Here is a 613-nt window from a genome sequence, read left to right on the forward strand (position 1 = left end):
GCTCAGCCCCACTTGGCCGCTTCGGCGGTGTCGCGGGCGTTCATCATCAACGTGTTGGTCTCATGGGTGGCCGCCATCGCGTGATAAGCGCGCACCAACTCCTCCATCGCCTGATTCCACTGCGCCTGCCACGCCTGATACGTCATCCCCGTATCGCCCTGCCACGCCGCCGACAACGCCGCCTGCTCACTGGCAATATCAGCACCCACGGCCTGCAACGTGCCCGCATACCCATTCATCTCCCCGGCATGAGCCAACATCGCCGGGTAGTTGTACATAATCTGCGACATCACAAACCCTCCCTAAACCCCGGTGTAACCGCTGGCCGCAGCCGCATCCGCCGCCACATACGTGCTACCGGCATCCGCCAGATTCGCCTGCGCCATATCCAGCAACGCATTCACCCGCGCCGCCATCGCCACAAACCGCGCATGCGACCCCTGAAACGCCGCCGCCGCCTCACCAACATGAAACGCCTGCGCCGCCAACGCCGCCTGCTCCGCCTGCGCCATCGTCGACCGCATCAACGCCGCCTTCGCCCCAAACGCCGACTCCGAGGCCACCAACTGCGGAATATGGGCATCCAACAAACTCATCACCGCACTCCTTTCTC

The 613-nt window shown here is 63.9% G+C and carries 2 protein-coding genes; both read right to left on the minus strand.

Annotated elements, in window-relative coordinates; all coding sequences use genetic code 11:
* Positions 1–2: 2 nt before the first annotated feature.
* Complete coding sequence (locus A5694_RS02660; RefSeq protein ID WP_064920302.1) at positions 3–290, minus strand: WXG100 family type VII secretion target; 288 nt, start codon at positions 288–290, stop codon at positions 3–5.
* A gap of 12 nt (positions 291–302) precedes the next feature.
* The gene (locus tag A5694_RS02665) at positions 303–596 is read right to left on the minus strand and encodes a hypothetical protein (protein ID WP_064920303.1); all 294 of its coding nucleotides are present in this window, start codon (positions 594–596) and stop codon (positions 303–305) included.
* Positions 597–613: the final 17 nt, after the last annotated feature.

Source organism: Mycolicibacter sinensis (assembly GCF_001667945.1).
GTDB lineage: Bacteria > Actinomycetota > Actinomycetes > Mycobacteriales > Mycobacteriaceae > Mycobacterium > Mycobacterium sinense_B.